At 35.8% G+C, this 26,375-nt stretch carries 15 protein-coding genes; 2 read left to right on the top strand and 13 right to left on the bottom strand.

Features of this window, described 5'->3' with window-relative positions; all coding sequences use genetic code 11:
• Nucleotides 1–39: 39 nt before the first annotated feature.
• From prfH to ACFSRZ_RS08315, 13 genes are all read right to left on the bottom strand, one after another.
• Nucleotides 40–735: a peptide chain release factor H gene (gene prfH, locus ACFSRZ_RS08375; RefSeq protein WP_379666097.1), complete on the bottom strand. Its 696-nt coding sequence runs from the start codon at nucleotides 733–735 to the stop codon at nucleotides 40–42.
• Between the two features lies 1 nt (nucleotide 736).
• Nucleotides 737–2,128, bottom strand: a complete 1,392-nt coding sequence (locus tag ACFSRZ_RS08370) for an RtcB family protein (protein WP_379666096.1) — start codon at nucleotides 2,126–2,128, stop codon at nucleotides 737–739.
• Nucleotides 2,113–2,802 (bottom strand): hypothetical protein, encoded by a 690-nt coding sequence (locus ACFSRZ_RS08365; protein ID WP_379666095.1) that lies wholly within the window; start codon nucleotides 2,800–2,802, stop codon nucleotides 2,113–2,115. Before ACFSRZ_RS08365 ends, ACFSRZ_RS08370 begins: the two co-directional genes overlap by 16 nt.
• Nucleotides 2,803–3,777: 975 nt before the next feature.
• Nucleotides 3,778–4,527 carry a LytR/AlgR family response regulator transcription factor gene (locus ACFSRZ_RS08360; protein WP_379666094.1) on the bottom strand — a complete coding sequence of 250 codons (750 nt, stop codon included), beginning with the start codon at nucleotides 4,525–4,527 and terminating at the stop codon, nucleotides 3,778–3,780.
• 827 nt (nucleotides 4,528–5,354) lie between these two features.
• Entirely contained in the window at nucleotides 5,355–7,466 is a 2,112-nt protein-coding gene (locus ACFSRZ_RS08355; protein WP_379666093.1) for a glycoside hydrolase family 97 protein, read from the bottom strand.
• A gap of 75 nt (nucleotides 7,467–7,541) precedes the next feature.
• Nucleotides 7,542–9,185 carry an alpha-amylase family glycosyl hydrolase gene (locus ACFSRZ_RS08350; protein WP_379666092.1) on the bottom strand — a complete coding sequence of 548 codons (1,644 nt, stop codon included), beginning with the start codon at nucleotides 9,183–9,185 and terminating at the stop codon, nucleotides 7,542–7,544.
• A gap of 2 nt (nucleotides 9,186–9,187) precedes the next feature.
• Nucleotides 9,188–10,585: an alpha-amylase family glycosyl hydrolase gene (locus tag ACFSRZ_RS08345; protein WP_379666091.1), complete on the bottom strand. Its 1,398-nt coding sequence runs from the start codon at nucleotides 10,583–10,585 to the stop codon at nucleotides 9,188–9,190.
• Nucleotides 10,582–14,064 (bottom strand): TIM-barrel domain-containing protein, encoded by a 3,483-nt coding sequence (locus ACFSRZ_RS08340; RefSeq protein ID WP_379666090.1) that lies wholly within the window; start codon nucleotides 14,062–14,064, stop codon nucleotides 10,582–10,584. Before ACFSRZ_RS08340 ends, ACFSRZ_RS08345 begins: the two co-directional genes overlap by 4 nt.
• A gap of 1 nt (nucleotide 14,065) precedes the next feature.
• A complete protein-coding gene (locus tag ACFSRZ_RS08335; RefSeq protein WP_379666089.1) occupies nucleotides 14,066–15,997 on the bottom strand; it encodes a glycoside hydrolase family 13 protein in 1,932 nt (643 codons plus the stop codon).
• Between the two features lie 17 nt (nucleotides 15,998–16,014).
• The gene (locus ACFSRZ_RS08330; RefSeq protein ID WP_379666088.1) at nucleotides 16,015–18,321 is read right to left on the bottom strand and encodes a glycoside hydrolase family 65 protein; all 2,307 of its coding nucleotides are present in this window, start codon (nucleotides 18,319–18,321) and stop codon (nucleotides 16,015–16,017) included.
• A gap of 16 nt (nucleotides 18,322–18,337) precedes the next feature.
• Nucleotides 18,338–19,018 carry a beta-phosphoglucomutase gene (gene pgmB / locus ACFSRZ_RS08325; protein WP_379666087.1) on the bottom strand — a complete coding sequence of 227 codons (681 nt, stop codon included), beginning with the start codon at nucleotides 19,016–19,018 and terminating at the stop codon, nucleotides 18,338–18,340.
• Nucleotides 19,018–20,379, bottom strand: coding sequence for an MFS transporter (locus ACFSRZ_RS08320; RefSeq protein ID WP_379666086.1), 1,362 nt, complete (start codon nucleotides 20,377–20,379; stop codon nucleotides 19,018–19,020). Before ACFSRZ_RS08320 ends, pgmB begins: the two co-directional genes overlap by 1 nt.
• Before the next feature lie 146 nt (nucleotides 20,380–20,525).
• A complete protein-coding gene (locus tag ACFSRZ_RS08315; protein ID WP_379666085.1) occupies nucleotides 20,526–21,536 on the bottom strand; it encodes a LacI family DNA-binding transcriptional regulator in 1,011 nt (336 codons plus the stop codon).
• Between the two features lie 283 nt (nucleotides 21,537–21,819).
• Between ACFSRZ_RS08315 and ACFSRZ_RS08310 the strand changes: the two genes are divergently transcribed.
• The gene (locus ACFSRZ_RS08310) at nucleotides 21,820–24,753 is read left to right on the top strand and encodes a SusC/RagA family TonB-linked outer membrane protein (RefSeq protein WP_379666084.1); all 2,934 of its coding nucleotides are present in this window, start codon (nucleotides 21,820–21,822) and stop codon (nucleotides 24,751–24,753) included.
• Nucleotides 24,754–24,769: 16 nt separating this feature from the next.
• Nucleotides 24,770–26,368, top strand: coding sequence for a RagB/SusD family nutrient uptake outer membrane protein (locus ACFSRZ_RS08305; RefSeq protein ID WP_379666083.1), 1,599 nt, complete (start codon nucleotides 24,770–24,772; stop codon nucleotides 26,366–26,368).
• Nucleotides 26,369–26,375: the final 7 nt, after the last annotated feature.

Raw genomic sequence — 26,375 nt, 5'->3', positions numbered from 1 at the left:
CTTTTAGATAAGATTCCTTCGCTTCAATCGGAATGACAGTTATAGATTCTTTCTCAGGTCATTTTTTAATTGTTGACGCTGCTTTTTATAGTTCTTCTTTTCTTTTTTTTGTTTAAAATCGAGGCCTGTAAATACCTTAACAGGGTTTCCTCTCTCTAATTCCTGATGATTCTCCCAATGATCTTTGATCGTTGCTTTGAATCCTTCTAAATTTCTTTCTGCTACCTTCTTTTGTAAACGAAGTTTTGCCAGTTTTTTATTCTGATGCTGCGACCTCGTGTCCATCACAACCACTTGAATTCCTGTAGGTTCGTGAATAGCCCTGATAGCAGAACTTACTTTGTTTACATGTTGTCCGCCCGGACCAGAGCTTCGAATTGCTTGATATTTGATCTCATGTGTTTTTAATTCAAGGTTTTCTTGTTGCTCTATTTCAAAAACACCCACAAACCAGTTTTTTCGTTTATGGTACTTTCTGTATGTAGATTGTCCAATCCATTGAATTGTTCCTTTCCATTCATTTAGAAAGTTATCGACCAACTTATCGTCTCCAGAAAGTTGGATTGTAGCCGATTGTACTGTACCGTTCTCTACACCTTTTTCTTGATGTAAAATGGTATATTTTAATTGACATGATTGCAATTCTTTTAAAATTGCTTTCAGCACTTTAGCTACAACCCAAGTACATTCTGCAGGTCCGTTCCCGGCTGTTATTTGTATAGATTTCGTTTTCATATTACCTGTCCATTCTTACAATTTTTGGCTGAAATGTTCCTACAACCTCCACCAACTCTTGCTGATTTTTCATTACTTTTCTAATGTCTTTGTAAGCCATCGGCGCTTCATCAATTCCGCCTCCAATTAGCGTTACCTCATTCATATTTAGCATGTGATTCATATCGCTTCGGGTGAATTTATCTTTGCTTGCTCTTCGTGAATGCTTTCTTCCTGCACCATGCGACGCAGATTGCAAACTTTCTTCATTTCCTAAGCCACGCACGATAAATCCTGGTGCTGTCATAGATCCCGGAATAATTCCTAATTCACCATATGATGCAGGAGTGGCTCCTTTTCTATGTACAATTCTCTCTACTCCGTCAACCATTTCTTTCCAAGCAAAGTTGTGATGATTTTCAATCTTTGCTATGGGCTGAGATCCTAGGAGTTTTGCAATTCTGTGATGAATGTTATCGTGACATGCTTTTGCATAATCTCCTGCTAAATTCATTGCCAACCAGTACTCCTGACCATCATGCGTATTCAAATCTAACCAAGCTAAATGCTGAACATTTTTAGGTAATGGGCATTGTCTCTTTGCCATATCTGTATAGTGTCTCGCAATATTTGCGCCCAACCCTCTTGATCCGCTGTGAGATAACACTCCCACATACTCGCCCGGTTTAACTCCAAATTCATTGTTTTCATCTGTAATGTTTACCACTCCAAATTCTACAAAATGATTTCCTCCTCCTGAGGTTCCCAATTGTCTGTATGCTTTACTTTTTAAGCCTTTGACCATAGGGATATCGTCAAACTCAGGTCTGCTAAAGATCTCGTGATCATGTTTTACATCATGTGTTTCTCTCATTCCAAATTTGGTATGATTTGCTAAGATCTTTTCCAGCTTGTACTGATTTCCTTTTATATAGTTTGCTTTCATCGGATGTATTGTTAAACACATTCTACAACCAATGTCTACACCTACTCCATAAGGAATCACAGCATTATCTGTAGCTAAAACTCCTCCAATTGGCAAACCATAACCTGCATGGGCATCGGGCATTAAAGCTCCGGCTACTGCAATTGGCAATTTTAAAGCGTCATATAATTGAAACTTGGCTTTTTCATCGATCTCGTTTTCACCATAGATCGAGAAAGGTGCTCTTGTATTTTTCAATTGATGAAATTTTACTTCTACAGGCTGAATCAAACCTTCTACTACTTTTGCCCAAATAGGATCGTTTTTAAAATCCTCCGGGTTTTTCAACACTTCTTTGGCTTCGTTTAAGATTCGTTCTTTCTTTTCTTTTTTTCGATATCTGTTTAACAAGCCCAAAGCAATGTTGATACTGTTATTCTTTGGAAAGCCTAATTTGATTAAGTCTTTTCCTTTTAATTTACTTCCCATAATTTTTCTTTTTCTTTATTACTTATTTTTCCCTTAAAGCTTTTTAGCTTTTGTTTTACTTTTCGAGTTTCTTTTTTAATCTCTATAGCTTTGTCAATTCTATTCCAACGATTCCAATAACCTCCCATATTGAGTTTGTAATACCCATCTCTTAAAAGCTTTTGATCTAAAAGAGTTAGTTCACTAATCATTTCAGGATCAATACGCTTTCTATGAGTTATGTAGGCTCTCTTAAATTGAAAGCGGCTACATGCTTTTGGAAAATTTACATAAAACCTTGTCTTAGAATTTCCATGAAGAGTTTTATACTTAAAAACCACACAATACTTTTTTGCTTTATCGCTCAGTTTATTGTATTGTTTTTTACTGATCGTAGGTTTATCTCTACTGATCATGAAAAGTGAACATTTCTTGTCCCAAACCCTTCTTGCTTTTTCTTTTGTTGCCCCCCAATACATGGGTACTATTTTCTGATAAACTTCTAAGATTTCTTCTGCATTTTTGTACGTCCAAACATCTTTGGTAATGATCAATTCTCTGTACCAACCATGTCTTATGGGATTCTCTAATTTTTCATAGCCTAATTCAAATAATTGCTTATATAATTCTCGTTGTCTCTTTTCGATACGAAGAATCTCTTTTTCTCTTTGTGCCTTAATATGAGGCGGTCTCATTTTTGTTATTTAAAATCCACGAAATATGATCTATATATTGCTTCTGAAGAGCAACTACACATCCTGCCGCAATTAGAAATTGCCGGTTATATTTATTCTATTCTGTGGAAATTTTTATTCTCTGAAAACAGCGCATAAAAAAATCCGAATACTGGCTTCGGACTTTATCACTGTAATAGAAAATGATCTAAGAAGTAAAAAAGTCTCGAAGGCGATACCAAAAACTATCTTGTTGTTTGGTGATCCTAATCTGATTGACCCTAGTCATTATACTTCGAGTTTTAAATTGTTTTTGTTGCATTATTGCGGTTGCAAATATGAAATGTTTTTTTGAATTACACAAATAAAAAATCAATATAACTAACTGATTATCAATAAATTATGTTAATTTTAAGCAATAGATTCCCTTCCCGTATTTTTACAGGCTACATACAATTAAGTAATTGTTTGATTGTCAGGTATGTTTCTATTTCCGGCACATTTTTCGCAAAAGGCAAAAAATTAATAAAAAAAACGTCCAAATTTTCATTTGGACGTTTTTAAAATGCTTTTATTCTTTATTTACCACATGGATCATACTCTAAAATTGACATTTCTAACGTCCGCTTTATGTTGAATAATTAATTTCATGTAGTATTTTGTCTTTTCGTTTTGCAATGCAAATATGCAAAAAAATAATAAACTCATATAAGTCATACTACTTTTTTGCTTGTTAAGAAGAAAGAAGAGGAGACTGTGTTATAAAAAAGAAGAGGAGACTGTGTTAGCTTATGTCCCCTCGACAGTGCGCAATTTGGTTGTCTCCTCTTCCGGAAAAAAATCATTCCTATCCCTCAATAAGAAAAATTTAACTAACTTAATCATACAAATATGACCACCACAAATTTATAGTAGTTGCAAAGAGAAAAACGTAAAAAACGACCAAACGTAACAGAAGCATCCTTTTTGCAAACAACTAGTATTCTTTGATAAACACTAACCTTTAATCTTGTACTGTTTTAACTCTTTTAGTAGAGTAGTTTTTCGTGTTCTAGATACTTTTAGCTTTACTCCAGTAATTAAAACTACTTCTCCGTGCTTTTCATGCTCTCTACTATACGAATCAAAATAGCGCATATTGATCATGTAGGAATCATGAATTCTAACAAAACCTTGTTCTACCAAACTTTCATGAAAACTTCCTAAGTTTTTAGCCACAACAATAAAGTTATCATTATGGGGGTAAAAAGTTGTATACCTTCCTGAAGACTCACAGTATACAATATCGAAAACACTAATTAGTTTATATCCTTTAGGCAGAGGCAGTAGTAATTTTTTAGAAGAGTTAGAATCTCTAGCCTTTATATCATTGGTGTCTCTCTTTCTAACATCTATTTTTTTTTTACAACGAATAATTGCCGCATTCAACTCTTCATATTTGATGGGCTTTAACAAATAATCTAGAGCACCTTCTTTTATTGCCTCTATTGCATACTTGGAGTAACTGGAAATGAAGATTACCTGAAAATCAATGACTGTAAAATGCCTCAACATTTCAAAACCCGTAGTTGAAGGCATTTCAACATCTAAAAAAACTAAGTCCGGTCTTAACTTTTTTATAAGTTCTTCTCCTTGTTCTGCAGAGCCGGCCTCTGCAATAACTTCTACTTCTTTAATTGTTGCTAGTTGTCTTAGCAAAAACTTTCTTGATTGCAACTGATCGTCGATTACAATTATCTTAATCATACTATCCTTTTTTATTTTTTTGAATTAAACTATCATTTCGTTATTGTTAATGATGATTTATTAATCAAAGATTAATCATTTACAACCCCACCCTCATTTTTCACAAGCATAGAGAGAGGGAAGCTTTGTATTCAAAAAAAATTGGATAGGCTTTAATATGGAGCTAAACTACATAAAAACTCTAATCAGATAAATTAATCTTTTGTGTATTGTATTACAAAGGGCTCCTTTTACAAGATTTAATTTTATTTTCTTACAATCTATTATTATAAACAGATAGAAATTTAACATGATTATTCCTTGAGAAAAGGGGTTGTATTTTATGACAAATAAGATTATTTACCGGGTTATCAATCTGAATATAGTTGTTCCATAAGCGCAAAGGAAAGCATTTCTTAAAAAACAAAGACAAAATAATTATCTATGTAATAGATGATATACTTTATGTAATTAAGAGGCTTAAAAAGCTATTAAAAAACCCTTTTCCATTTTTATTTGCATTAATAAAAATTGTCTTTTATTTCAGAATAACCCCTGTTTATTACATTCTTTAGCATTCCTTTCTTAAAGAGTCTTTTCAATCTTACTTTTACAATAAGTTTTTCATACTGAAGAGGGGCTGATTTTCATAATTTTATCATGACTCTTTTCTTGAAGCAATTAAGTTGTTGTAAAAAAAGATTAACTAACTAGATTGTTTCATTTTTTGGAAGGGAAGGTCCTCGCACAAATACTTTTACTCATTGTTTTTCCCTTCCGCTTCTATCGAGAGATGGCACCTATTAATTAGGTGCCTTTTTCTATTTAACTAGTATAGTTTTATACTATTATTCATTTTCTTTTATAAAACTGATGGCTACTCCTCCGCCTTCGGCTAACTGTAAAGTAAGTTTATCGCCTTTTTTAATGTCTCTTTTTTCTACCTCTAGTGCTAATGGGTTCTTATCCCAATGTGCGCCTTTTCCGTCTTTATATATAGTTGCAGTATATGTTATTCCTTCATCAAGAAAATCAAGGTCAATATCATAAGATCGTGCATTTTCATCTGTGATGCTACCTACAAACCAATTGCCTGTTTTTCTCTCCTTTCTGGCAATAGTTACATAATCTCCCACTTCACCATTCAATACTTTGGTTTGAGACCAGTTTACTCCTACATCTTTAATGAATTGAAGTGGTTTCGGGTTGGCTTCATAATGCTCAACCAAGTCTGCTGCCATCTGAATAGGTGAATAGATCACAACATACAAGGCCAACTGTTGTGCTAATGTTGTATTTACCTGATTGTTTTTTCTATACTCATCAAACTTGATATTAAAGATTCCCGGTGTAAAGTCTATAGGTCCTGCCAACATTCTGGCAAAAGCTACAATAGGTAAATGTTCCGGTGGATTTCCTCCGTCTCCAGCCCATGCGTTGAACTCTTGTCCTCTTAAACCTTCTCTGGAAATTGTATTCGGATAAGTTCTTCTCAATCCTGTTGCTTTGATAGGTTCATGCGCATTGATAGCAACTTCATATTTTGCAGCTTTTTCTACTGTTTTGTTATAGTGGTTTACCATATGTTGTCCATGATGGTATTCTCCTTTTGGTAAGATCTTACCTACATAACCTGTCTTTACAGAATGAATTCCGTATTTCTTCATCAATGCAAAGGCTGTGTCTTGTTGTTTTGTGTACGTATCTGTAGCAGATGATGTTTCATGATGCATGATGATCTCTACTCCTTTTTCTCTTCCATAACGTACTACTTCATCTAGATTATAATCAGGGTAGGTTGTAACGAAATCAAAAACTCCTTCTCTGTCTTCAAAACCAATCCAACGTTCCCATCCGGTGTTCCAACCTTCTACCAACACTCCTTTGATGTTGTTCTTAGCTGAAAAGTCTATGAAACGTTTTACATTTTCTGTTGTAGCTCCATGGCGTCCGTGAGCTTTTCCTGTATCTGTCCATTTCCCATTTATCATTTCCATTCCGTAATCCCAAGAAGATTTTCCCAAATGCATTTCCCACCAAACTCCGGTGTATTTCATTGGTGTAAACCAAGAAACATCTCCAAGTTTGTTAGGCTCATTCAGGTTAACAATCAAATTAGATTCTATAAGATCCGGTGCATTGTCAGTGATCTGAATGGTACGCCACGGAGTATGAAAAGGTGTGGTTCTTTTTACTTTATAGTCGTGATTCTTTGAGCCTACTAGATGACTTTTTAAGTTTAGATTGTCTGTATCAACTTTTAAGGTCATTCCAGAATAATCAACCAAAGCTGCTTCGTGAAAGCTCAAATGAGTTCCGTCTTTGCCAACCATGGTAACTGGTGTACTTACAGCATTTTCCGGAATATATGTTTGTGCCAAGTTTGTTTTTGGGATGTAGGATTTTGCATCGATTTCTGACACTTTTGTAGTACTGTACAAATGCTCGTAAATATCCCAGTCGCCAGGGATCCAAAACGTTTTGTAATCTTCTGTTAGATTAAATTCTGTATTCTCTTCTGAGATCAATACTTCGTTTAAATTCTCTTGTTTTGGAAAATCATATCGAAACCCAATTCCATCATTGTATACTCTAAAGATAAGAGCAAAATGTCTTTTTAAGGCTGTGGTTTCTTGCAGTTCAACCTTCATCTCATTATAATGATTTACAACATCTAACTGCTCTCCCCAAGGCATTTGCCAAGTTTCATTAAACTCACTTGTAGAGACATTTACAATCTTCAAATCATTAGATAAAGAAGGGGTGTCTTTTAGATCGAAACCAACAAACGAACTATCGATGATCGTTGAATTTTTAAAAAATACTTGATAGAAAGCCTTGCCTTCTTTTAACCCGATTTGAACTTGTACGTTCTTATCCGGTGATGAAATCTTTGTTGTTTGTTTTTGACAAGAGACAAATGCAATTGCAAAACACAGAATTAATAATCTTATTTTCATTGAAATTGATTTAAAAAAAAGAGGTGCAATTGAGGACTTAGATCAGTACGCTCAACTGCACCAGGGGACATTAAATTATGATTCTTTCTCTAGAAGTACGATGGTATCATCAGATTGTACCGTAACCGTACCGTTTTTTACCTTCATTATTTGCCCGGAATAGGCATCTCTCAGCTTTTCTCCGTTGCCAAATATAGTACTTACATCGATGATTTTCTCTCCTTTTGGTAAATCTAACCCAATAATTATTCTATCAGAATAACCATTAGACTCATAAGTCCTTGAAAACAAATACGGTAACTTAGAAATATCTGCATGTCTCCCGGCTCCAACCGATGGATGGTTTGCTCTAAATTTTCCTAGTTTTTGATAATGTGCTAATGTTTTTTGAGCTATTTCACTCGTTTTCAGCTCTTCCCAGTTCATGAATGAACGTAAAGTGGCATCTCCTACAGTTCCATCTATCACTAAAGAACGAGCTGACTCGTCACCGTAGTAGGTTTGAGCTGCTCCCGGAGATAGTAATAGTAAGGTTCCTGCTTTTATTGTATTTGTTCTTTCCGGATCAAAAGGTTGTCCATCATCGTGAGAGCTTAGATAGTTTAAAACTCCATAATCTTTCAATTCTGTATGCAAAATAGAATCGTATCTATTGAAATTTTCTGAGAATGTTTTCTGTTTCGCATTCCACTTAAATTCAAAATTGATCAAACTTTGAAAGGCTTTGTCGAAATAGTTCACTTTTTTATCTCCAAAGTCATAGTGCTGACCTCCCCATATTCCGTAACCATACACCTCTCCTACTAAGTAGAAATTGTTGTCATCTAATACATCTTCAGGATGGCTTTTTTTGTATTTGTTAAATGCATAATCGCATTCTTTTTTGAATTCTTGCCATACATTTTCTTCTGTATGTTTTACTGTATCTACACGATATCCATCGATTCCAAATTCAGTGATGTAATCTGTTAGCCATTTGATGATATAAAAACGTGGAGCTCTTGGGTAACCGGTTCTTTTAAAGAATTCGTCTAACTCTTTTACCTCTTCTTCGTAACGTCCTTCTTGTTTCCATTTTGCAACCAATTGCGGTGGTAATGCAACTTCTTCGTTATTTTCTGTTTTTATATCCGGTAAGTTCTTTACCAACGTACAGGTAATTGTATTTTGATAATTATCGTATTTACATTGTGGTTCTGTGCGCACCCATTCTGAAGGCCAAACCGGGTCTTTTTCGGTAACCGGTCCTGTATGATTGATCACAGCATCTAATAAGATTCTAATTCCTTTGCTATGTGCTGCATCAACCAGTTTTTTCAAATCTTCTTTTGTACCGTAGTTAGGATCGATCGCAGTCCAATCTTTGGTCCAATATCCGTGAAAACCATAGGTTACTCCGGTTCCTTCATCTGTTCCTCCGTGAATTTGCTCAACAATCGGAGTCATCCAAATGGCATTGATTCCTAAGTCTGTAAAATATCCTTCTTCAATCTTTTGAGTAATTCCTTTTATATCTCCACCTTCAAAACCTCTGAGTTTTCCGGTTTCTTTGGTACGATCGAAATTTACATCATTTGAGGTGTCTCCATTGTGAAAACGATCGGTGAGTAAAAAATAAAGGTTGGCATTTTCCCATACAAAAGGAATGGGTTCTTTCTCTGTCTTTTCACAACTTACCAAAGTTAAAAGGCAGCAAGCCAATATGTATATTCTTTTCATTCTTAGTTGATTAAAACCATGTATTCCCATCCTGCTAATTCTAAGGCCGTTCCGTCTAGGTTCACTTTTCCTCCGTTCAATCCATCAGAAAAACTTCCTTTTTGAGAAAGTGTGATCTGTGCTGGCTTGTCTGATAAATTAGCTACATAGATCAGTTTTTTTCCATTGTTATCTCTTTCAATAGCTAAAATATTCCCTTCTTCTTTAATGGAAGTGTAAGCGGCACCATTTCTTCCTCCGTGCAATGCCGGATGTGTTGTTTTTAACTTCCCTAGTTTCTCTAACAGACTCCACATGCTTCCTTTCTGTTTTGGAATAGAATCTTTTTCGAAAAACTTCAATCGGTGATTCAAGTTGTATTCTTGTCCTGAATAGATCAACGGCATTCCGGGAGCTACATAACTTAACACAGTTAATGCTTCTCCTGCATTCCCCATTCGTTCTGTAATCGTTCCGTTCCAGGAGTTTTCATCATGATTGGTTACAAAAGTCATTAAAATATCATCTGCTTCATAACGCTCTGTATCTTTTTTCATGGTTTCATTCCACTTCTTAACAGCTTCTTCTCCTTTTGCCATGTGATTTAGTGTATGGTGTCTGTCCCATCCGTAAGCCATATCAAACAAACCTTCTTTTAATAATTCAGGTTCCCAAGCTTCTGCCAACATGAAGATACTTTTTTCAGCTCTTAACTGCGGAATTGCTTGTTCCCAAAAATTTGTAGGAACAGAGCCTGCTACATCACAACGGAATCCATCAACTCCTTCTTTTGTGATCCAATACTTCATGTCTTCTATCATTTCTTTGCGCATATCGGTATTGTCGTAATTCAGATCAGCAACATCTGTCCAATCGGTTCCTTCCGGATGAATTACTTCACCTTTCTCATTCTGTGTATAGTATTCAGGATGTTCTTTTAACCAAGTATGATCCCATCCTGTATGATTAGGAACCCAGTCTAAGATTACATACATATCATTCTCGTGTGCTTTTTTTACCAATTCTCTGAAGTCTTCAATGGTTCCAAACTCAGGATTGATCTTGGTAAAGTCTGTTACAGCATAATAACTTCCCAACATTTTCTTACGTTCTTCTTCATCTTCAATTAAGCTGGCAAACTGACCTCCGGTTGCTTTTCTTTTTGTTTCAGAGATTGGAAATACAGGCATTAACCAAATGATCTTTACTCCTAATTTTTTTAATTCAGGAATATCTTTGGTAAATGCATCAAAACTACCTTCTTTAGAATATTGTCTGATGTTTGCCTCGTAAATGATAGCGTTTTCCATCATTTCAGAAGCAAAAGGAGCGATCTGTTTTTTGTCTTTATTGTCTGCTACTTCTTTCTGACAAGATAACATGCTAAGTAAAAGCATGGCTATGATTCCTAATCTCTTCATTGATCTAATCTGATTTTAATATTTATTTTCTTTTTGGCATTCCATAGAATTGGAATTCTTACTGTATTCTTTTCGTTTGTAAATGAAACTTTCTTTCTCCCTACTTTTACCCAACGTACCTTCTTTGAAAGGTTATGAATGACTAGGTCTATATTTTTCTTAGAGGGAGTCCATTTCTCTCCTATTTCATTTTCAAAAGTGATATCTATTTCATTCTTTGAACGCTGAGATGTAAACTCCAACATTTCATATTTCCCTTTTTGAAAAGAGTTGGATGTTTTTCCATCGTCATTATAAAACTTGCGTTCACTTTTTTCAACTTTATCATCATTATAGTAATGCAGAGTTAAGTCTTTTCCTACATATTCTTCTGTAGACTGTATTGGTTTTGCCATTAAAATAAAGGCTCCGGCTCTTACATAGGTTGGAATGCTGTTTTCTTTTGTTTTTACTGATTTTGTTTGTCCTCCGATAACTTTTTCACCTGTATAGAAATCGTACCAATTGCTAGTAGTCGGGAAATACACTTCTTTTTGTTCTACACCCGATTTTAGAATAGGCGTAATCAAAAAGTCATGGCCCCATAAATACGTAGAAGACAAAGTTCTCAGCTGACTTTTGGATGGTTCTTCAAACAAAAGTGGGCGCATTAATGGAGCCCCAGTATGACTATTTTGATAAGCTAAATGGTAATTATATGGGAGAAATTTGTAACGTAATTCAATAGATTCTTTTGCTAAAGCTTTGGCTTTGGGTGATCTAAAAACAGGTTCGCTGGCAACGTCTTCTTGCGCATGCGGTCTGTATATGGGTTGGAACACTCCGTATTGTAACCAACGGCTGTAAAGTTCATCATCAAGGTTTGCTCCGGCAAATCCTCCTAAATCTGAGTGCATGTATGCAATTCCTTGCATTCCCATTTGAAGAGAGATTTCCGGTTGAGATTGCAATCCTCCCCAGCTTCTGCTAACATCTCCCGACCAAGGAATCAGTCCATAGCGTTGAGATCCTGAATATCCTGCTCTCATTAAAATAAACGGACGCTCATTTGGAAAATCTCGTTGGTAGCCTTCATATACCAATCGCGCCCAGTCGTGCCCGTAAGTATTGTGTACTTCATTGGCTGTTCCTGTTGCATGAATTAATTCAGAAGGATGAACCTCGGGTTCACCTAAGTCTCCCCAAAGTCCTTTTACCCCCATGTTAATGATCTCTTTATAAATGTTCCAAAACCAATTTTCTCCTTTCGGGTTATATATATCAATCAAACCTGTATTCCCAAAGTAGAAATCGTATGTGTAGGGTTTACCTTCTGAATCTTTTGCTAAAATATCTTCTTTTACTGCTTCCTTCCATCTATTTGAAGTGGTTAAAATAAAAGGTTCAGTGATCAGTACTGTTTTTACTTTTTGATTGTTTAAGCGTGAGATCATTCCCTTCATATCAGGAAAAGAATCTTTATAAACTGCCAAATTCCCCATGGTTCCTTGCACTTCTTTTCCAAACCAGTACAGGTCTAAAATAATTGCATCTACAGGAATTTTTTCGTCTCTGAACTTTTGAATTGTTGTTTCTGTCTCTTTTTGCGAGTGATATCCAAATCGACTTGAAAAATTTCCTAGCGCCCATCTTGGTGGTAAAGGCTGTTTTCCTGTTAGGGTTGTATAGTTAGCTAGTAAGTCTAACCAAGATTCTCCGGCAACAACTTGGTAAGTCATACGGCCAGAAATGGTCTCATAGGTAAGTGTGTTGTTAGCCTGACTGTCTAGGTCTAAATATCCTATAGGTGCATTGTCGAAATGAACCATATATTTTTTGGAAGAAGCAACAATAGGCATTGTGTAGTTCATCAATTTAGATGTGCTCTTATACCCATAATCTGCTTTGTTGTACAGTTGTAATCTGTTTCCTCTTCTGTTCATTCCTAAAGCACGTGCTCCTCCTCCATACAAGGTTTCGTCCGGGCTAATACTAAACTGTATCGTTTCAAAATCATCTGATTTTCGATATCCATTTTTTTCCGAGAGTAATTCTTCTCCTTTGTAGGAGTAAGAAATATTAAAAGGTTGCTTTTTAATGGTTGCTGAAAAATCATCTGTTTTAAAAATCAGTAGGGAATCATTCTCATTGAATTGCACATTGGAATATGTAGATTTTAAAACAACTGCATGTGATTTTTTATCTGATGTTTTTTCTCCTTTCGGGAGGAAAGTGGTTTCAATGGTTTTTGATCCGTAGAATTTCATTTGGTACGTTCCGTCTGAAACGTTGATTCTTAGTTGATCGTTTGAAAATTTCGCTCCTAAAAAGGTTCTTTTCTTAATGGCTTTGGGAAACAACCAAAGAATAGTTTCTTCGAAGTTTGTTCTCCACAATTCTTCGTTGTGCTTTCCTTCCGGGACTACTTTCGATTGTATGTTTTTCGAAGGAAATCCTTGATCTTTTAAAGTGGCGATGATCTTATTCATGCCCCTTACAGTTTCATTTATTTCTTTATAACCCGCATTTTCTCCTTCTTTTCCTCCTGCCAAAAAGTAAAACTGAGAGTCTTTAATAATTCCTTTTTCTTTGGTAAACTCATTTACTTGAGGCGCAAACCAAAATGCCGGTGAGTATACTCCTACTTTCCCGAAAACTTTTGGGTACTGCAATCCTGCATAATGAGAGATGAGCCCTCCCATAGAACTTCCCATAATTCCGGTGTTCTCTTTATCTTTTAGTGTTCTGTAGTTATTATCTATATGAGGTTTTAATGTGTTTGCAATAAAGTCTACATAAGCACTTCCTTCTCCTCCTCCATATTTACTATGTTTCCAAGGTGAGTATTCATCTAATCGTTTGGCTCCTCCATTGTCTACAGCAACAACAATCAATCGTAAGTTCTTCTCGTTATAGAGTTTGTTTAGTGTTTCATCTACAGCCCATTCTCCGGAATAAGAAGTTTCTACATCAAAAACATTTTGACCATCGTGCATGTAAAGAACCGGGTAAGATTCTTTGGACTTTTGGTATCCGGGTGGTAAGTAAATCCATACACGTCTTTTCCTATTAAGCTCAGGTATTTCGAAGTCTTTAGCTAGAACAGATACATTTTTTGCAAGTGTGCTTCGTTTTGTTTTATCTGCTAAATGATCCCAACCTTGAATCTTAACTCTAAGTGTATCGTTAGGTTTTTCAAATACATAGGAACGGTTGTCTATACTTGTTCCTTCTGTACTACATTCTACAGATTCCCAAGTTCCTTGTGTAAACTTGAAAAGTATACGTTTTAGTTTTTTAGGTAGTGTTATTGTATGCTTTCCATTGAGTTTCTTTAATTGATATTCTTTATTACCTCCTGACCAACCTTCAAAGTTTCCGGAGATAAAGATAGAAGCATCTTTTGCTGTAGCTTCCGGTAACTCATCTATTATGATAGTAACTTGAGCAGAAAGGCTAAAGCTTAAGAATATTAGTAATAAGCAAACAATTTTTTTCATTCTAGTTTAACTTGGTTGTTAACAGGGTTAATCCTTTTGGGTTGATGTTGATCTTCTCTCCCCATTGCATTTCTTTTCCTGTAATTATGTCTTTTACTTTTTTCCCATCCAATCCTACTTCTTTAACAATCTCTGTTTCTATAGAAGTACTATCTGATTTATTAAGTATGATCGTTACAATTTCATCTTCATGTATTCTAAAGAGTACATAAACTCCACCTCTTGGAGCAAAGTGTACGGTCTTTCCTTTTTGCATAGCATTGCTAGACTTTCGATAATTCAATACTTTCTTTAAAAAGCCTTGCATATCTTTTTGTTTTGCAGTCAATCCTTTTCCGGTAAATGCATTTACAGCATCTCCTTGCCATCCTCCCGGAAAGTCTGTACGAATTAGACCGTGATCTCCCGGTTTTTTAAAATCGTCCATCAAGATTTCTGTTCCATAGTAGATCTGAGGAATTCTAGGCATCATCAAATAATAAGCTAAAGCCATTTTGGTTTTTTCTACGTCTCCTTTTAACTGGGTGTAGATTCTGCTCATATCGTGGTTATCTGGAAATACCATGATATCCATAGGGTTTGCATAAGCAAAATCATTGGCCAATCCTTCGTAGATCTTTACCAATCCTTTATCCCAACTTTCTTCTTCGTTTAAGGCTTCTACCACTTTGGCTTGCATAGCAAAATCCATAGTAGAACGTAGGTTAGAATTGTAACCATCTTTATTCTTTTTGCCATCTTGCCAGTAAGCAATCAATAATGGATTGTAACTCCACTCTTCTCCTACGATGTTAAAGTTGGGATATTCCTTCATGATGGCTCCTGCCCAATCTGACATGAAGTCTTTATCGGGATATGGATAGGTATCTTGTCGGATTCCTCCCAAACCTAGAGTTTCTATCCACCAAATACTATTTTGTATGATGTATTTGGCCATAAAAGGATTACGTTGATTTAAATCAGGCATTGCATCTACAAACCAACCATCTGTCATACCTTTCTTATCATACTCAGAAGCATACATATCTTGATTGGAGGTTCTTCTGTGATTGGAAAATTTTGTTGTTTTCCAATTCCAATCGTTTATGTTCTCTTCGTAGTTCTTTTGATAGTTTACCCAATCTGAAAAAGGAAGGTCTTTCATCCACCAGTGTTCTAAACCACAGTGATTGGCAATTTGATCCATAATGAGTTTAATTCCTCTTTTTCTTCCTTCGTCAGCAAGTTTTCTATACTCTTCTAAAGTTCCGAATCTAGGATCTACTTCGTACAAATCGGTAACAGCATATCCATGATAAGAGCCTCTTTTCATGTCATTGGTCAACAAAGGCGAAGACCACACTGCGGTGAAGCCCATATCTGCGATGTAATCCAGGTGATTGGTAATTCCTGTAATATCTCCTCCGTGCCTTGCGTAATCGTCTTTTCTATCTATCTTATTCTCATTGAGATTCTCAAAGATATCGTTGTTGGGATTTCCATTTACATAACGATCAGGAGTGATTAAATACACTACATCAGAGCTGTTGAATCCTACATAGTCTTCTGCTGGTTTCTCCCTCGACTTAAGCTCGTATGTTTGTTTTAACTCGCTGCCATCTTCTAATTTGAATACAATATTGAATTGACCAGCCGGAGCCGTATCAGCAATCTCCAAGTCTAAAAAAAGATAATTCGGACTTTTGGCTGTATGTTGCTTTTGCAAACGTACACCCGGATAGGATATGGAAGCGTTTGCACTTCCTATATTCGGATGATGTACCAACAATTGTAACTGGTCATTTTTAAATCCAACCCACCAATTTGGTGGTTCTACTCGATTGATATCGTTAGATACAGAATCGATCTTTGGAGCTTCAACATTTTTTTGATCTTGAGGCTGACAAGAAGCCAGTAACAAGATGATACTTAAAAGATGGACGAGCTTTTTCATCTCTATTGAGATTTTCTTTATACCGTTACTAAATTATTCGGGGTAACCACTACTAGCTCTCCATTTACAAGAATTGCTAGTTCATCTCCATTGTCTAATTCGAAAGTTGTTTCGTTTTGACATACATTGACCTTCAATATTTGATTTCTGAAGTTGATCTTGAAAGAATACGCTTCCCATTGCTTCGGAATTCTTGGAGTAAATGACAGTTTTCCTTCTTTTACTCTCATTCCTCCGAAACCTTCTACAATACTCATCCAAGTTCCTGCCATAGACGTGATATGCAATCCTTCATGTACTTCGTGATTGTAATCGTCTAGATCCAAACGAGAAGTTCTTAGATAGAACGTATATGCTTGATCCATTCTTCCTAGTTTGGCTGCTTGTACGCTATGTACACATGGCGATAACGATGATTCATGAACTGTAAATGGTTCGTAAAAATCAAAGTGACGTTCTAATTCTTCATCAGGGAAATGATCTTCAAAGAAATAGAATCCTTGTAATACATCTGCTTGTTTGATATAAGGAGAACGTAAGATACGATCCCATGACCAATGTTGATTGATCGGTCTTTGTGCTATATCAAGATCTGCTACAGTTACCAAGTCTTTGTCTAAGAAACCGTCTTGCTGCAAGTATACTTTATGCTCTTCCGAAAACGGGAAATACATATTGTCTGCAACTTCTTTCCACTTCTCTATTTCTGAGTCTAGTAACTCAACTTTAGACATAATTCTAGTGTAGTCTTCGTTGTACTCAGATTTAATTTTGTTGATATTCTCTATTGCATAATCAATACACCATTTGGCAATATAGTTTGTGTACCAATTGTTATTGACATTGTTTTCATATTCATTCGGACCGGTTACTCCTAAGATCACATACTTATTCTTGTAAGTAGAATATGATGCTCTTTGATGCCAGAAACGTGCAATTCCAATTAGCACTTCCAATCCTTTTTCCGGAATATAGCTGTAATCGTTAGTGTATCTATGGTAGTTATAAATAGCGAAAGCTATGGCTCCATTTCTATGGATCTCTTCAAAAGTAATTTCCCACTCGTTATGACACTCTTCACCATTCATCGTTACCATTGGATAGAGAGCCGCTCCGTTTTTAAAGCCTAGTTTCTCTGCATTTTCAATAGCTCTGTCTAAGTGATTGTATCTGTATTCTAACAATTTTCGAGCTACTTTCTGATCTTTTGTAGCCATGTAGAACGGAATACAGTACGCTTCAGTATCCCAATAAGTACTTCCACCATATTTCTCTCCAGTAAACCCTTTTGGTCCAATATTCAAACGAGCATCGGTTCCTAAATAGGTTTGGTTTAAATGAAAAATATTAAATCGTATTCCTTGTTGTGCTTTTACATCTCCGGAAATGGTAATATCTGCCATATCCCAGATTTGTTTCCACGATTGCTTTTGTCTCTCTAAAAGCTGATCAAAACCAAGGTCATTAGCTTCTTTTAGTACTTTTTTAGCGGCTGCTACCAATTCTGATTCATCATGATTTCTATCAACTACATAGCCTCCAAACTTTTGGATTGTATAGGTTTGTCCTTTTAAAGTTTGATGAGCATATGAACATGATGCATAAGTAGATGATTTTTCACTTTCGTAAGATAGATCTGTTTGCTTTCCGTCAACAAAAATCTTGCTTTCCATAAATGTACATGTATGGAAGTTTGTTTTCATTGTTTTGGCTTGTAAGAACGATTGATGACTCTTTTGATCTACGCTTAAGATGTCCCAAAATTGATCATCCCAGTTGGTGTCTTCGTTTGTAATTCCTCCATCAATATAAGGAGTAAAAACGATCTCAGCATCAGAATTTACAGGAGTTACAGAATAATTGATCGCTCCTAATTCGTCATGACTAAGACTTAAAAAACGAGTGCTTTCTACCTTTACTTTTACATCGTTTTGAAGAGTGGCTTCAAAACTTCTGGAAAGCCATCCTTCTTTCATGTTAAGTTCCCTTCTAAAGTTTGCAACTTCTTTACAGGTATATAGATCTAGTTTTTCGTTATTAACTAGTACATTTATTCCAATCCAATTGGGTGCATTTAATACTTTGGCAAAGTATTCCGGATATCCGTTTTTCCACCACCCTACTCTTGTTTTATCAGGGTAATAAACTCCAGCAATATAGCTTCCTTGAAAAGTAGGTCCTGAATAAGATTCCTCAAAATTGGCTCTTTGCCCCATCGCACCATTACCTATACTGAAAAGACTTTCAGAAGCTTTTACAGTATCAGGATTAAATCCTTCTTCTATGATAGACCATTCGTCGTGAATAATATAGTCTAAATTCATTTCTTCTTTCTTTTACTTAATTTAAGTTGTTCTCTTTCAACTTTTTCATAGTTAATTCTTTAATGAAATCAACAGAGATCTCTGTAAAATCATTAAAAACATAATCTGCCTCTTTCAGCACCTCCTTATCTCCAATTCCAATAGAGATCATCTTGGCAGTATTAGCAGCTTGAATTCCAGCTACAGAATCTTCAAAAACTACACAGTTTTCATTCTCAATACTTAATTGTTTTGCGGCATTAACAAATACTTCAGGGTCGGGTTTTGCTTTGGTTACATTCGTCCCGTCTACAATCACTTCAAAGGCATCATATAGGTTTACCTTTTGTAGGATAGTACGTGCATTTTTACTGGCAGAACCTAAAGCAATTCCCTGCTCATTTTCTGCCAAATACGCTAGTATTCTAGTAACTCCCGGTAAGATCTCTGACTCATCCATTTGGTTTACATAGGTCAGATAATCATTGTTCTTTTTTGCCATGAGCTCCATAAACTTTTCTTCTGACAGTTCTATGTTCCCCCATGCCAAGATCTTTTCTAAAGATCGAACTCTACTCACTCCTTTTAACTGTTCATTTTGCTCTTCAGTAAAATCGACTCCAATACTGTTGGCCAATTTTTTCCAAGCCAAAAAGTGATACTTAGCGGTATCTACAATAACACCGTCTAGATCAAATATGAATGCTTTTTTATTCATTAATAAATTGCTTTCTTCTCTGTAATTAAAAAATTCAACAATCCGGCTAAAACCAGACTGATTCCTGCTACTGTCATCGCATTAATTGAACTTTCTCCGATAAGTTTGTATGTGATATTTACCCCTCCTATGGCAGCAATGATCTGAGGGATTACAATGAACATATTGAAAAGCCCCATAATTACTCCCATCTTGTTAGGATCTACAGAACTACTCAACATTGCATAAGGCATCGATAAGATACTACCCCAGGATAAGCCTATCAGAGAAAACGATACGATAAGCCATTCTGGTGATGGCACATAGTACATACTCAGAAAACCTATCCCTCCTAAAATAAGAGAAACCATATGGGTGTATTTTCTATTGATCCTTCTTCGAGAAGTATATACAGTAAGTAGAAGAGCGAAAGCCATACTAGACAATCCATATACTCCCATGTAGGAACCTACTCTGTTGGAAGCTTTTTGAAATGCAGTATTCTTAACATTATAAGCAGCTTTATCTGCTTCTAAGCTCATGTTGTATTCTGACTCAACTGGCGCAGGTGCTTCAAACACATGCTCTGTTAATGCAGGGTTGGCTAAACTCCACATAGTAAAGAAAGCAAACCAACTAAAGAACTGGATCAATCCCAGTTTCTTCATTGTAGTAGGCATCTTTCCTATGTTTTCTACTATATCTTTTATAAACGTATTTTTCTTTTCGGCTTTCTCTTTCAGAAATGCTTCCATATCTTCAGGAGGGTACTCATCTGTTGTAAAAACGGTATAAAGTATACTCAGTAAGAACACAAAGGCTCCGATAGCAAAGGCTACTTTTACAGACATAGGAACTTCTCCTAAGGGAGCAGAATCACTTACCCCTAGTTGCGATATAGCCCACGGCAGATTACTTGCTACCCAAGTACCAATACCAATGACCAGTGTTTGAACTACAAAACCGTAGGATCTCTGAGATTCATCCAATTTATCTGCAACCAATGCCCTAAAGGGTTCCATTGATATATTAATGGAAGCATCCAAGATCCATAAGAATCCTGCAGCCATCCATAAAGCAGAAGAATGAGGTACAAAGAATAAGGCAAGTGAGCTTAAAATAGCTCCTATTAGAAAGTAAGGTCTACGTCTTCCCCATCTAGGATGCCAAGTTTTGTCACTTAAATATCCTATGATAGGTTGTACAATTAAACCTGTCATTGGAGCAGCAATCCAAAGTATAGGGATATCCTCTTCATGGGCACCCATGCTTTGAAAAATTCTTGACATAAAACCTCCTTGGAGAGCAAAACCGAATTGAATTCCCAAGAATCCAAAACTCATGTTCCAGATTTCCCAGAAACCTAAAATACGCTTTTTCATTATCGTATATTGTTAATTAATACTACGATAAGCGCTATGACTTATCAATTTAAAAGTGTGGAATGAAATTTATTGATAAATCATTTTATGTGGGGTAAAGATATACTTTTTTGTTTAAGGTTTACAAAAAAGTGAAAAATTTAACCTTAGCTAGACTCTCTAATATTCAAATCACTAGAGATTACTTTGGTTCTTGGAGGCAATATATCTCCATCATTTTCTATACGGTCTATCAGTAGTTCAACCGCCTGTTTTCCCATGGTAAATCCGTGCTGAACGATTGCTGTAATTGAAGGAGAGGAAAACTCTGAGATCAACCCATCAGTAAAACCAACAACAGAAATATCTTCAGGAACTTTCTTTCCTTCTTCTTTAGCAACTCTAATAGCCATAGCTGCATAAATTTCATTCACAGCAAAAATAGCATCAATGTCTTTACTTAGTAAAAATGAGATCTGTTCTCTCAGATCTGCGTTGTCATCTACCTCTAATACCAAATCGGGATTAAAATTTAATTCAAACTCTTTTAAAGCCTTCACATATCCTTGTTTTCTAAGGGCTCCAATATTCATATGCTCTGGAGTAGACAGCATAGCAATTCTCTTTCTTCCGTTTTCAATCAGGTGTTTTGTGGCCTTATATCCTGCTCCTATATCATCTACAATCACCTTATCACAATAAATAGAATCCAGTACTCGATCAAACATCACCAAAGGAATTTCTTCATTTATCAAATCCTGAAAGTGACCGAATTTTTGATTCTCCAATGTTTCTTTTGCTACAGAGATCAACAGACCATCTACACTTCCGTTAGATAAAACGTTTAAGTTATTTACCTCACTCTCATACGATTCGTTAGAAAAACAAGCCATTACATGATAGCCTTTTTCACTGGCACCTCTTTCTACACCTTTGATTACCGTTGAAAAGAAATGATGTACAATTTTGGGAAGAATAACACCAATTACCTTTGTTTTTTGATTTCTCAGTTGCAATGCTAAGCTGTTAGGCTTGTAATTGTAAAAATCTGCGTATGCTTTGATCTTTTCTTTGGTCTCTATACTTATTTCGTGACTATCTCTTAAGGCTTTTGAGACAGTTGATGTAGAAACTCCTAATTCTTTAGCAATTGTCTTTATGGTAATTTTTTGCTTCATCTTTTAAATTATACTCAATTTCAGCATTTCATTTTTGAAAAATCGATGGTTTTTTTCCTTCAAAGCAAGTTTACAAAAAACTTATGACTGCAAAAATTTACGTTGTGATTTCTAGCGAACACGATTTCGTAAAAAATAATCAAATAAGTTTTCAACACGAAATCGATTTCGGGCGCTATAGACTAAAGGATTTAACTATATATCTCCCTATATTCGGAATGTGGAATGTAAATTTATTGTTAATCACAAATCAAATTTACGGTTATTATTTAACATAAAATACATGAGAAATTTTAAACTTTTGTTAACTGGTATTCTTTTATTTTCCTCGTTAGCCATGTTTGCTCAGCAGACACTCAAGGGGGTTGTAAAAGAAAAAGCCACGGGTGAAGGATTGCCCGGAGTTAGTGTAGTGGTAAAAGGTACTACCAATGGTACTTCTACTGATTTTGACGGAAACTTTCAACTAAACAGGGTAAAGACAGGAGATGTTCTGGTTTTTACTTATTTGGGGTTTGCTGATAAAGAAGTAACAGTAGGTACCAATTTTAACATTACCGTTGAGCTTGAAGAAAGCTCAGAAAGACTAGATGAAATTGTGGTTGTAGGTTACGGTTCTACTACCGTAAAGGATGCCACAGGTTCTGTAGAAGCCATTACAGCCAAAGATTTTACAAAAGGAAACATTGTTACACCTGAGAATTTATTGGCAGGTCGTGTTTCCGGAGTAAATGTTGTAAGTAGTGGTGCGCCAGGAGCAGGTTCACAGATCACCATTCGTGGTGGATCTTCTATTTCTGCATCTAATAATCCGTTGATCGTTGTTGACGGACTTCCATTAGATCAAAATGGAGTAGCTGGTTCTAGAGGTGTGCTTGCAAGTATCAATCCTAATGACATTGAATCGTTCTCTGTCTTAAAAGATGCTTCTGCAACTGCTATTTACGGATCTAGAGCTGCAAATGGTGTAATTATTATTACAACTAAAAAAGGAAAAAAGGAATATACCTTTGACTATGATGTACAATACAATGTTGGTGAGGTACAAGACAGAATAGATGTTTTCTCTGCTGATGAGTTTAGAGCTATTATCGCACAACAAAGACCTGATGATGTTGGTCTTTTAGGAACTGCAAATACAGATTGGCAAGATGCCATTTTAAGAAACACATTATCTTCTAATCATAACTTTACAGCCAGAGGAACTATTTTTAATAGAATTCCAACAAGGCTTTCTGTAGGATTCACAAGACAAGAAGGAGCAATCTTAACTTCTCGTTTCGACAGATCTTCTGTATCTCTTTCGATGAATCCTTCTTTCTTTGACAATCATTTAAAGATCAACTTAAACTACAACAGAGCATTTGAAGATAGTAGATTTGCTAACGGTGGAATTGGAGCTGCTTTACGTTACGATCCAACACAACCTATATACGATGCAAACTCTCCTTTCGATGGATTCTTCCAGTACTATACAGTACAACCTGGTGGAGATGTAGTTGTTGCAAACGGAACTCAAAACCCTGTTGCCTCTATCCTATTGGCTAACAGTACAGGTAGAAACGCAAGACAATACGGAAACTTACAATTCGATTACAAGTTTCACTTCTTACCAGAATTAAAAGCTGTATTGAACTTAGGATATGATGAATCTGAAGGATCAACACTTTTCTTAAGTGATTTCCAAATTGGAAATCCCGATCAGACATTACAATTTGCCGGTACCAGAGCAACTGGTTTTTCTAAAGTAACCAATGAATTGATCGATGGTTATTTGAACTATAAAAATGACTTCGACAAATTTGGAGTAGATCTTACAGCTGGTTATTCTTATCAAAAATTCACCAATAACGGAGGAAACTCTGGAAACTTAAGAGACCCAGATTCTTTCTCTACAACATTTGCAAATCCGGATGTAGTAAACATCGGATATTTTGCTAGAGCTAATTTTAGTTATGACAGTAAGTATTTATTGACATTAAACTACAGAAGAGACGGAACTTCTCGTTTTAGCTCAGAAAACAGATGGGGTAACTTTGCCGGAGCTGCTTTGGCTTGGAGATTAAGTGATGAAGATTTCTTAAAAGATTCTGAAGTAATCTCAGAATTGAAATTAAGAGCTAGTTATGGTGAAACAGGACAACAAAATCTTCCTGGAGTAAATGATATTTACTTAAACAGATATCGTTTTGGTAACCAAAACTCACAATTCTTATTTGGAGGAAATGCTATTCAATCTACAATTCCATCAGTAGTAAACCCAGATTTAAAATGGGAAGAAACTACTACTATTGAATTTGGTATTGACTATGGTTTATTTGATAACAGAATTACAGGTTCTGTTAACTACTTCCAAAAAACTTCAGATGATCTATTATTCAACGCTGCTTTACCTGACGGTGTAAACTTTGGAAACGCAGTAATTCAGAACATTGGAGAATTACAAGTAGATGGAGTTGAATTAAACTTGAACGCTACTGTATTTGACACAGAAGATTTTAACTGGAACTTTACGTTCAATGCTACATATTTAGACAGAGAAATTACTGAATTAGCAAACGGAGAAGATGTTCGTACAGGAGGAACTGCAGGAGGAACAGGAAATACTATTCAATTACTAAGAGAAGGAGAATCTCCTTTTGCTTTCCATGTTTTCAAACAATTATACGATACTAGCGGAAACCCAATTGAAGGAGCTTATGCTGATTTGAATGGTGACGGAATCATTAACGATGATGATCGTTACTTAAAAGAAAACCCTCAAGCAGACGTAACATTAGGATTTCAATCGAATTTCAACTATAAGAACTTTGATCTTGCCTTTAACTTAAGAGCAAGCATAGGAAATTATGTATACAACAACGTAAATTCATCAAGAGCTCAATACGCATTCTTACAAGACAATGCTGTTTTAGGAAACATTCCTAGCTCAGTTGTAAACACTAACTTTGTAAACACATCTGATGTTCTTAACTCAGATATTTACATTGAGAATGCTTCATTCTTGAGAATGGACAATATAACATTAGGATATACTTTCGATCAGCCTATCAAAAAGTTAGGAGCTAGAAATAGCATTAGAGTATGGATGGGTGTACAAAATGTATTTATCATAACTAACTATTCTGGTCTTGATCCTGAAGTTTTTGGAGGAATCGACAACACGATCTATCCAAGAGCAAGAAACATTCTGTTTGGAGCTAACATCAAATTCTAATTCAATAAAAGTACTTATGAAATCTATAAAATATTTATTAATGTTAATGATCGCCACAAGCTTTATGATGTCTTGTGAAGACGATCTAAACATTACACCAGAAGATGATCAAACAGTTCTTAGTGAAGAATTGTTTGCAAATGAAAGTGCCTATAAAGAAGTGTTGGCCGGAATTTACGCTAACCTATCTTTAACAGGAGTTGATGGAGCCGGAAGTTCAAACATCTCCGGACTTGATGCAGGTACTAGCCAGTACGGAAGGGTGCTTTTATACTTACAAACCTTGGCGGCAGATCAAATGATCTGGTCGTACGAGAATGATCCTGGAACAAGAGAGATCCAAAGAAACTTATGGACTGCTCAAAATCCTTTGATCTTAGGAATGTACGGTAGAGCCCATGTTTCTATTGCTTTCGCTAATAACTTCTTACGTGAAACTACACAAGAAAAATTAGACGCAAGAAATGTGTCTGCTGCTACCAGAGCTGAAATTGTTACCTATAGAGCTGAAGCACGTTTATTAAGAGCCTTAGCTTACTACCATATGATGGATTTGTTTGGAAAAGCTAGTTTCGTAACAGAGAACGATCCTGTTGCTAACTTCTTTCCTCCTCAAATTGAAAGAGCTGAATTATTTACGTTCATCGAAACTGAATTAAACGCTATCATGTCTGATTTAGTTGATGCAAGAATGAACGAGCATGCAAGAGCAGACAAAGCTGTAGCTTGGATGATTTTAGCAAAGATGTATTTGAATGCAGAAGTATATATTGGGCAAGACAGATACACAGACGCTATTTCAATGTGTAGTAACATTATTGGTGCAGGATATCAATTAGCTACAAATTACGATCACGTTTTCATGGCTGATAACGATGTAAACTCTGCGGTGAATGAGATCATTTTTCCAATCATTTCTGATGGTTTAAGAACTCAAAACTTCGGTCCTACAACAGTTATTATTAATGGATCTGTAGGAAGTTTAGAAGTAAATGGAGCTGAAGTTGGTGTTGGTGCCGGCGGATGGGGTGGTGCTCTTCGTGTAAGAAGACAATTTGCTGAGCTTTGGCAAGGAGGATTGTTTGACAATGATGATAGAAACAGCATCATTTCTGCAAACAGACCTATTGATATTGTTGACATCTCAGACAGAGACACTGGATACATCATCCAAAAATATTCAAATGCAACCTCTACAGGAGGTTTTGGATCAGACCAAACTTTTGTTGATACTGATTTCCCATTATTCAGATTGGCAGATGTATACTTAATGTATGCAGAAGCTGTATTAAGAGGTGGTACAGGTGGTAGTATGAGTACAGCTCAAGGTTACATCAATTCTTTAAGAACTAGAGCCGGAAATCCAAACATGGTAAGTGTTGGAGATATCACTTTAGACTTTATTCTTGACGAAAGATCAAGAGAGTTACACTGGGAAGCTCACAGAAGACAAGATTTGATCAGATATAACAGATTTACTGGAGGAAATTACAACTGGGCATGGAAAGGAAACGGTACCAATGGTATTGCTATTCCAGCACACTTTAACGTATATCCAATGCCAACAAATTCTTTGGCTTCAAATCCAAATTTGACGCAAAATCCAGGATACTAAACTAAAC

It is taken from the genome of Pseudotenacibaculum haliotis (assembly GCF_042684245.1).
Classification (GTDB): domain Bacteria; phylum Bacteroidota; class Bacteroidia; order Flavobacteriales; family Flavobacteriaceae; genus Polaribacter; species Polaribacter haliotis_A.
The sequence above is the reverse complement of the archived record's forward strand: the minus strand, read 5'-3'. Positions and strand labels throughout refer to the sequence as shown.